The following is a 7,721-nucleotide window of genomic DNA, read 5'->3' as shown; positions in this document are numbered from 1 at the left end:
TTACAAGAAATGAAAAATATAGAAAATGTAATTAAAAGTAATATTTGTTTTTTCATAATGATATTCTTGATTTTGGATTTTCTCACAGAATGACTACTAACTTGTATATACCCGCTACAAAGTAGCGCATATACACCCAAAACAGGGTAGATAGGCGCTATGGAATAGCGTATTTGTTTCAAAAATAGAAATAAAAGTTATATCACAAATCATCAAACGGGCTTTTAAATTGTGGAATACTTTTCGTACTAACATGAGTATATATATCAGTTGTTTTACTACTACTATGACCTAGCAACTCTAGAATGTACCTCAAATCTGTGCACCTCTCAAGTAAACACCTCTAACCACCATCCGCTCAGTACCATCAGAGGCGCTCTCCTTCAGTTTTTGGCGCAGCCGTTTACTCAATTAGCCGTTCGGTTTTACAACTTTGTTAATCAATAATTTCCGCAAACACTTCAATATCACAATTTGTAAAGTTATTGTCATATTGAGAGTAAACTGTGAATGGAAATTTTTTTTCAAATTCTTCTCTTCTTAGTACAAATACAATTTCTGTAATTCTATATTTTGTTGAGTCAAAATAAAACATTTCACCTTTTCTCAAAATGACATCTTCACCAATTTCCTTCCTTGTTCTTTCAAGGATTTGTTGCCTATTGTATGCGGTTAATCCAATTAATTTAAAATTTACCTTTGCAACTAAACTTTCAAATTTTTCCATTACACTTTGTTATTTATATATTTCTAAACTAATTATTTTTTTTTTTGAGATAATCAAAATATGAGAATATGATAACTCCAATAATTATTGATACTAAAACTGAATATTTGAAGTTTGAATAGTCATATTGGCGTACAATATTCCTGTGAAAATCAGTACTTAGGTCAACAATTGGATTTATATAGAAATATCCTGAAACAGAAATAGATATTACTAAGTAAATGGTAAAAACTAATCTTCTTAAATTGTTTTTCATTTGTTATTATAATTAGTTGCATTAAGTCGTAAATTTTTGCACAGTTTTATGAAACTGACGCCTAACGTCAGACTGTGAAAAAACATTACAATCTCTTTTTCAAATATACTAAAATACATGTAAGAAAAACAGCCTGTAAACTTGCATAATTTTTATTTTTTTATCTAAAACCATGCAAAGGCATTAGCGCGGAAGCGGGGAAATATAACCCTTATTCAAAGTTGTTAATAACTTTATGATGCTTTACATAGGAACGGCTGTTAGCAGTAGCCTTTTATGCTTTTTCGTCAAAAGTATTATCCCAATATTCATAATTTTCAGCAAACCATTCTAAATGTTTAGACAATCCTTCTAAATCAGGAAATAATGTTAAATAGTTTACACCATATTGATTTAGCATATACATCAATTCCATTTTGAGTTCCTTTTTGATAATTAATTTTTCTAAAGTTCCATCTTTTGTTTTGTCATTCAAAGCTAATTTCGGATTTGTATGTACAGAAAAATATCCTAATTGATTTATAATTCTACTTGAAGAAGAATTTGGTTGATGAAATTTTATTTTCTTTTTTTCTTCAATTTCAAATGGCGCAATTGTTTCGTGTAAAATTACAGAATTAGGATTGTATATATAAATAGCACCATCTTTTTCTGTATTCTCTGAAGTTGCGAAAAATGCAGCAACCAAAGGATTATGTGTCCAATCAAGTAATCTTGTTGGTAAACCTGTATGTTGAGCAATTGCTAATAATTCCCATTCGGTATTGTTTTCCTTTTTTAGATGTGTAATTGCTCTCCTTTTCCAATGTGTAAAAAGTGATAAATCACTAACGTTTGTGTATGGTTTTCTTCCAGCCTTTGGAATTAGTTCCCAGTCTATGTCGCTTTGTCCGCGAAATTTAAACCAAGAACTTTTTCTGTACTTTTCTATTCTTTTATGAAAGTCATCAATACTTTTAATCTCTATTTCTTTCATTAAATTTCAGTTTTTTTTTTGGTAAGGTTACTGCCAACGTCAGACTGTAAAAAAAAACTCCACAATCTCTTTTTCAAATATACTAAAATAGTTGTAAGAAAACCAGCCTGTAATTTTGTTTTTATATTTATATAAAATTAAAACCACATAAAAGGAGTGGTGCAGTACCGTCAGAGGCGCACTCCGTCAGTTTCTGGCGGAGCCGTCTACTCGATTGTATGCAGGTTTTAATTTAATTTCTGTTTGTTAATGAAAATAATATCACTGAAAATCTTAGTCTTTTCTAAATATATTAATTCAAAGTTTGCTCTATTCTTGTGAAAATTATTTTCTTGAATAATCATATAATATTTATCTTTGTTGTTTTTTATTAAATATAAATCATAATATTCTTCACCATATACTTCAATTAGGCTTTCAGAATCTATTTTATTTAGACTCACATTTTTATGATTAGGTAATAATGCTATTCTTAAATTTTTCTGAAGATTAATCAGTTTTTTGATTTTTTCCAAAGTTTCACAATTACCTTTTTCATTTAAGCTTTTTAAAAAATAAATTTCAACATTATCTATAAATAAAAATTTCTTTTCGTTTAAGAAATGAGTAACTTTTTCTAAACGTTTTAATTTATTAAGTTTATTGATTTCATTTAGACTTAACATTTTTTCTTGCTATTTTTTTAGTTCGGTGAGCAACTTGCATACAACTTCTTTATACCCGCTACAAAGTAGCGCATATACACCCAAAACTGGGTGGATAGGCGCTATTGAATAGCGTATTTGTTTCAAAAATAGAAATAAAAGTTGTATTACAAATCATCAAAAGGACTTTTGATTTGTTGAATACTTTTCGTACTAACATGAGTATATATTTCAGTTGTTTTACTACTACTATGACCTAGCAACTCTAAAATATACCTCAAATCTGTCCCCTCTCAAGTAAACACCTCTAACCACCTTCCGCTCAGTACCGGCAGAGACGCACTCCGTCAGTTTCTGGCAGAGCCGTCTACTCGATTAACTGAAGCCCTAATATTTATTTATTTATTTTCGAACACGTTTTATTGATTATCATATTTCTCAAATTTATATTTCCTCTTTTTTTTACAATTTTATCAATCGTGTGATTTGTTGTGCTTGATTTGTTTTTACTTTTAATAAATACATACCACTAGCTTCTTTTGAAATGTCAATGTAAAAGTCATTTTTGTTACTAACTTGCTTGTTAAGAACTAATTTGCCAGTTATATCGTAAACTTCTAATTCTAAAGCCAACATATTGGTGTTTTCAAATACTATTTGATAAACCCCATACGATGGGTTTGGAAAAACACTAAATAAATTGTTTTTAAAATTTTCAATAATTGATAAATTAGGTATCATATCCAATTTGAAAACAAATAAATCCCGAGTTCCTGCATTTCCAGTTTGGAAGGCTCCTGTTGAAGTATATAAATCGGTAGACCAGGTTAAACCTGTTAAATATGCATTGGCAGAGCTATCAAGTGCTAGAGAAAGTCCAACATCATTATTATTGCCTCCAATATAAGAAGAATATAATAAAGCACTGCCTGTAGCATTGAGTTTACTTGCAAATACATCACGCCCAGCAGCTTTCGTTGTTTGAAAAGCTCCAGCTGTAATGTCGAAATTTGTTGATTCAGTACGTCCAGTAATATATGCGTTTTCATTAGAATCTACTGAAATTGAATAAGAAGTATCATCTCCACTTCCTCCTAGATAAGTCGAATAAATTATTGCATTACCCAAAGCATTAATTTTGGTTACGAATGCGTCAGTCCAGCTTCCTTCATGATTGTTTTGAAAAGCAGTAGGACTAACTATAAAATTTGAAGATTCAGTATCACCAGTAATATATGCGTTATTAGAAGAGTCAAGAGCAATATCGAAACCTGCATCAGCACCACTACCACCAATAAAAGTTGAATAGATTAATGCCGTACCTAAAGAGTTTAACTTAACAACAATAGCATCACTACCGCCACCGATTGTGGATTGAAATGCTCCAGGTGTTGTGATGAAGCCAAAATGAGCCCAACCTGTAATATAGGCATTACCCGCATTGTCTAAAGCAATTGATTGACCATATTCATTGTTAAAAGACCCAATATATGTTGAATAGATTAAAGTATTGCCTGCTTCATTTAGTTTGCATACAAAAATATCTTCAAGTCCATTATATACATTTTGAAAAGCCCCAATACTAGTTACAAAATTATTTGAATTAGTATTACCTGTGATGTAAGCATTATTGGAAGTATCAATAGCAATAGCCCGACTGTAATCTCCGTTATTACCTCCAATATAAGTAGAATAAATTAGAGCTGTCCCAGAAGCATTTAACTTGGTAATAAATCCGTCTACACCTCCATTGTTTATTGTCTGAAACGCACCTGCTGTGGTAATGTAGTTAGTGGATGATGTATAGCCAGTAATATATAAATCATTGTTAGCATCAACAGCGCTAGAAACTGCAAAATCACTGCCACTTCCTCCAATGTATGTTGAATATATCAAGTCTGTACCCCCAGCATTTAGTTTACTCACAAAAATATCCCAGTCGCCAGCTCTTGAGGTTTGAAAAGCACCCGCAGTAATATCGAAATTTGATGAATAGGTAAAACCACTAACATAGACATTATTTGAAGCATCTACAGCAATCGAGTAAGCTTCATCATAATGGCTTCCCCCAATATAAGTAGCATATATAAGTGGATCAATAATCAAGGTTTGGCTTTTATCGTAAGTTTCTAAATCAAATGACCAGTTACCACTTTTATTTGTAAAGTTTCCTTCTACCTTTCTCCTATCTTCTTGTTGATAGCAATACAAATTTGCGTTTTGTATTTCACCAAATAAAGTAGAAAGAACCAATTCACCTTTAGTATTCAAATAGGTTTTATCGCTACCAACTATATTAATTTGTATTTGGTTTGCATCTGCCCAAGGATGTACAATGAAATCGTATTTTAAAAAATTATTTTCAAAATAATATCTAATATCTATGCCATCGTAAATATCTTTAACAATTACTTGACCATATATAGCAACGTTTGTGGCGTATTTGTTTTGATCATTACCAATAAGAAAGTTTTTATGTGCACTTTGTCGCATTTCGCCTTTTGCAACTACTATAGAATTACAGTTAACTAGATCATAATTAACTCGCTGTCCAATGAACTTGCAATCTATAATCTCTAATTTGCTACAGTCATCTATTTTAGATACGTTTTCATTATTTATTTCTTTTTTATAAAATTCCAACTGTATGCCTTTTCTTGTTATCCAAGTATTTAAACCACTCATTTGAGTTAAGTAAAGCACTTCGTTGGGCCATTGTCCTTTATTTTCAATAAAATACTGCTGATTTAGGTTATTTAGCTTTTGTTTAGCATCAGTATTTAGATTGTTAGCTTGTCCATGTATAGTTGCTATTTTAAATAATAAAAGAGCAAAAATTATAAGTAGATTTTTTTTCATAAAATTAATACTAAGTTATTTAAAATTAAAAAAATGATTCTAATTAGAAAAATATTTTAAAATAATTTACAATTAATAAATAGAAACTTGATTTTATAATTATTTTATCTGCGTCCTGTGTAGCTCAAGGGTTTCAGTTAACTTGTATATACCCGCTACAAAGTAGCGCATATACACCCAAAACAGGGTAGATAGGCGCAATTGAATAGCGTATTTGTTTCAAAAATAGAAATAAAAGTTGTATCACAAATCATCAAAAGGACTTTTTATTTGTTGAATACTTTTTGTACTAACAGGAGTATATACATCAGTTGTTTTACTACTACTACGACCTAGCAACTCTAAAACATACCTTAAATTTGTGCACCTCTCAAGTAAACACCTCTAACCACCATCCGCTCACTACCGTCAGAGGCGCACTCCGTCAGTTTCTGGCGGAGCCGTATATTCGATTAGGCGTTCGGCTATTTTTAAATTTCAATTTTATATTTCATCTGCTTTAACTTTATTTAGCAATTCCATTTTTTGCTCATTATACTTTTTCGCAGTATTGATGAGTTGATTTTCTATTTCTTTATAAAGTTCAGGGTTTTTACTTTTGATAGTGCTTTTCTCAATTATAGCATACATTTCCGCAAATTCATTTTTAATTATTTCGTGTAATTCTTTATTAAAATCTTTAGTTGAATTAAAAGCATTTATAAAACTATTTGAAATTTCTTTTGATTTTTCCAAGTTCGATTTTGAACTATTCAAAGTTTCCTCAATTTCATTTAGTTTTTTAGAAAACTCATTTTCTAAATTTGAAAGTTCTATTTCTCTGTTTCCAAATGAAAGATTTACAGATTTCTTTTGAAGTTCTACATATTTTTCAATTTCATCAATATTAAAAATGGCAAATACTTTTTCATATTTACTCATTATTTCATTCTGTTTTTTAAACTGTGCTTTTTGAATAACAAAAACAATTCCATAAACTATAATTGATACAATTACTATAATATTTTCAGTTAAAAATTTAATCATAAGTTTTTATATTTTTGGTTGTTTTTCTTCGTTTCACGTTATCTGTCTGCAAACTTGCATATACTCGCTACAAAGTAGCGACTATACACCCATATTAGGGTAGATTGTCGCTACTCAGTAGCGTATTTACTCCAAATATATAATTATTTTTTTTATCACAAATCATCAAAAGGGCTTTTAAATTGTGGAATATTTTTCGTACTAACAGGAGTATATATTACAGTTGTTTTACTACTACTATGACCTAGAAACTCTAAAATGTACCTCAAATCTATATCCTCTCAAGTAAACACCTATAACCACCATCCGCTCACTACCGGCAGAGCCGCACTCCGTCAGTTTCTGGCGCAGCCGTCTACTCGATTGGCGGTAGTTAATTTATCCGCTCAGCTTTTGTCCTTGTTTTCCTTTCAATCTGTTCGATTATTTCTTCGTCAAATCTTTTCTCAATTCTCTCTATTTCGGATTTGTCAAAGTCGTTTTTAGTGTACCAACGTCCGCCTTTGAATACTGACCTTACAGAAATAACCGAAGCTTTTTGACTTCCATTATAAGAGACGAAGTACATCTCTTCAGGATTATCCTTTAGATACAAACATGTATTCTCTTTCATAAATTCATATGTGTGTTCGATGCCTGTGGCGGTCTCTTTCCATTTGTCAGGAATCTGCTTTTCAGTCAACGAATCAACTGCAGTTACGAAGTCTGATTTCTTGATTGGAAATCTTCTGTCGTCAAACGACCCGAGTGTCCCAGCTCCGATATTACAACGACTGAAAATAATTGTCAAAACAAATAAAATTACTATTTTCTTCATGGTCAGGATTAATTACCGCTAACTTGTATATACCCGCTACAAAGTAGCGCATATACACCCAAAACAGGGTAGATTGTCGCTACTCAGTAGCGTATTTACTCCAAATATATAATTATTTTTTTTATCACAAATCATCAAAAGGCCTTTTAAATTGTGGAATACTTTTCGTACTTACATGAGTATATATTTCAGTTGTTTTACTACTACTATGACCTAGCAACTCTGAAATATACCTTAAATCTGTACCCCTCTCAAGTAAACAGCACTGGATAACATCCGCTCAGTACCCTCAGAGGCGCACTCCGTCAGTTTCTGGCGGAGCCGTCTACTCGATTAGCGGTTGTTTTTTTCTGTCGTCATTATTTGGTTTGATATAAGGCAATTCTGTTTCCTTCGGTGTCCTCAAACTCTGCAAC

The 7,721-nt window shown here is 31.2% G+C and carries 7 protein-coding genes and 1 pseudogene; all 8 read right to left on the bottom strand.

The genetic code is table 11. The annotated features are described in order from the left end of the window. Positions 1–436 precede the first annotated feature (436 nt). The 8 genes and pseudogenes from WFZ85_RS15540 to WFZ85_RS15505 all read right to left on the bottom strand — a co-directional run bounded on the left by WFZ85_RS15540 (position 437) and on the right by WFZ85_RS15505 (position 7,576). On the bottom strand, positions 437–727 hold the full coding sequence (locus tag WFZ85_RS15540; RefSeq protein WP_342697180.1) for a hypothetical protein: 291 nt from the start codon (positions 725–727) through the stop codon (positions 437–439). Positions 728–1,257: 530 nt separating this feature from the next. Beyond that, the gene (locus WFZ85_RS15535; protein ID WP_342697179.1) at positions 1,258–1,959 is read right to left on the bottom strand and encodes an FRG domain-containing protein; all 702 of its coding nucleotides are present in this window, start codon (positions 1,957–1,959) and stop codon (positions 1,258–1,260) included. 227 nt (positions 1,960–2,186) lie between these two features. Further along, entirely contained in the window at positions 2,187–2,624 is a 438-nt protein-coding gene (locus tag WFZ85_RS15530) for a hypothetical protein (RefSeq protein WP_342697178.1), read from the bottom strand. Positions 2,625–2,770: 146 nt separating this feature from the next. Then, a pseudogene (locus WFZ85_RS15525) lies at positions 2,771–2,893 on the bottom strand (integrase); the annotation flags it as partial. 172 nt (positions 2,894–3,065) lie between these two features. Further along, on the bottom strand, positions 3,066–5,462 hold the full coding sequence (locus WFZ85_RS15520; RefSeq protein WP_342697177.1) for a DUF7948 domain-containing protein: 2,397 nt from the start codon (positions 5,460–5,462) through the stop codon (positions 3,066–3,068). Positions 5,463–5,945: 483 nt separating this feature from the next. Continuing rightward, positions 5,946–6,488, bottom strand: a complete 543-nt coding sequence (locus WFZ85_RS15515; RefSeq protein ID WP_342697176.1) for a hypothetical protein — start codon at positions 6,486–6,488, stop codon at positions 5,946–5,948. Positions 6,489–6,861: 373 nt separating this feature from the next. Then, positions 6,862–7,305, bottom strand: a complete 444-nt coding sequence (locus WFZ85_RS15510; protein WP_342697175.1) for a hypothetical protein — start codon at positions 7,303–7,305, stop codon at positions 6,862–6,864. Between the two features lie 124 nt (positions 7,306–7,429). Next, positions 7,430–7,576: a tyrosine-type recombinase/integrase gene (locus WFZ85_RS15505; RefSeq protein ID WP_413789743.1), complete on the bottom strand. Its 147-nt coding sequence runs from the start codon at positions 7,574–7,576 to the stop codon at positions 7,430–7,432. Positions 7,577–7,721 lie beyond the last annotated feature (145 nt).

Source organism: Flavobacterium aureirubrum, assembly GCF_038739835.1.
GTDB classification, from domain to species: domain Bacteria; phylum Bacteroidota; class Bacteroidia; order Flavobacteriales; family Flavobacteriaceae; genus Flavobacterium; species Flavobacterium aureirubrum.
The sequence above is the reverse complement of the archived record's forward strand: the minus strand, read 5'-3'. Positions and strand labels throughout refer to the sequence as shown.

Coding starts and splice junctions, on each gene's coding strand:
- WFZ85_RS15510 (WP_342697175.1), bottom strand. CDS start 7,305: ATGAAGAAAATAGTAATTTTATTTGTTTTGACAATTATTTTCAGTCGT.
- WFZ85_RS15520 (WP_342697177.1), bottom strand. CDS start 5,462: ATGAAAAAAAATCTACTTATAATTTTTGCTCTTTTATTATTTAAAATA.
- WFZ85_RS15530 (WP_342697178.1), bottom strand. CDS start 2,624: ATGTTAAGTCTAAATGAAATCAATAAACTTAATAAATTAAAACGTTTA.
- WFZ85_RS15535 (WP_342697179.1), bottom strand. CDS start 1,959: ATGAAAGAAATAGAGATTAAAAGTATTGATGACTTTCATAAAAGAATA.
- WFZ85_RS15515 (WP_342697176.1), bottom strand. CDS start 6,488: ATGATTAAATTTTTAACTGAAAATATTATAGTAATTGTATCAATTATA.
- WFZ85_RS15540 (WP_342697180.1), bottom strand. CDS start 727: ATGGAAAAATTTGAAAGTTTAGTTGCAAAGGTAAATTTTAAATTAATT.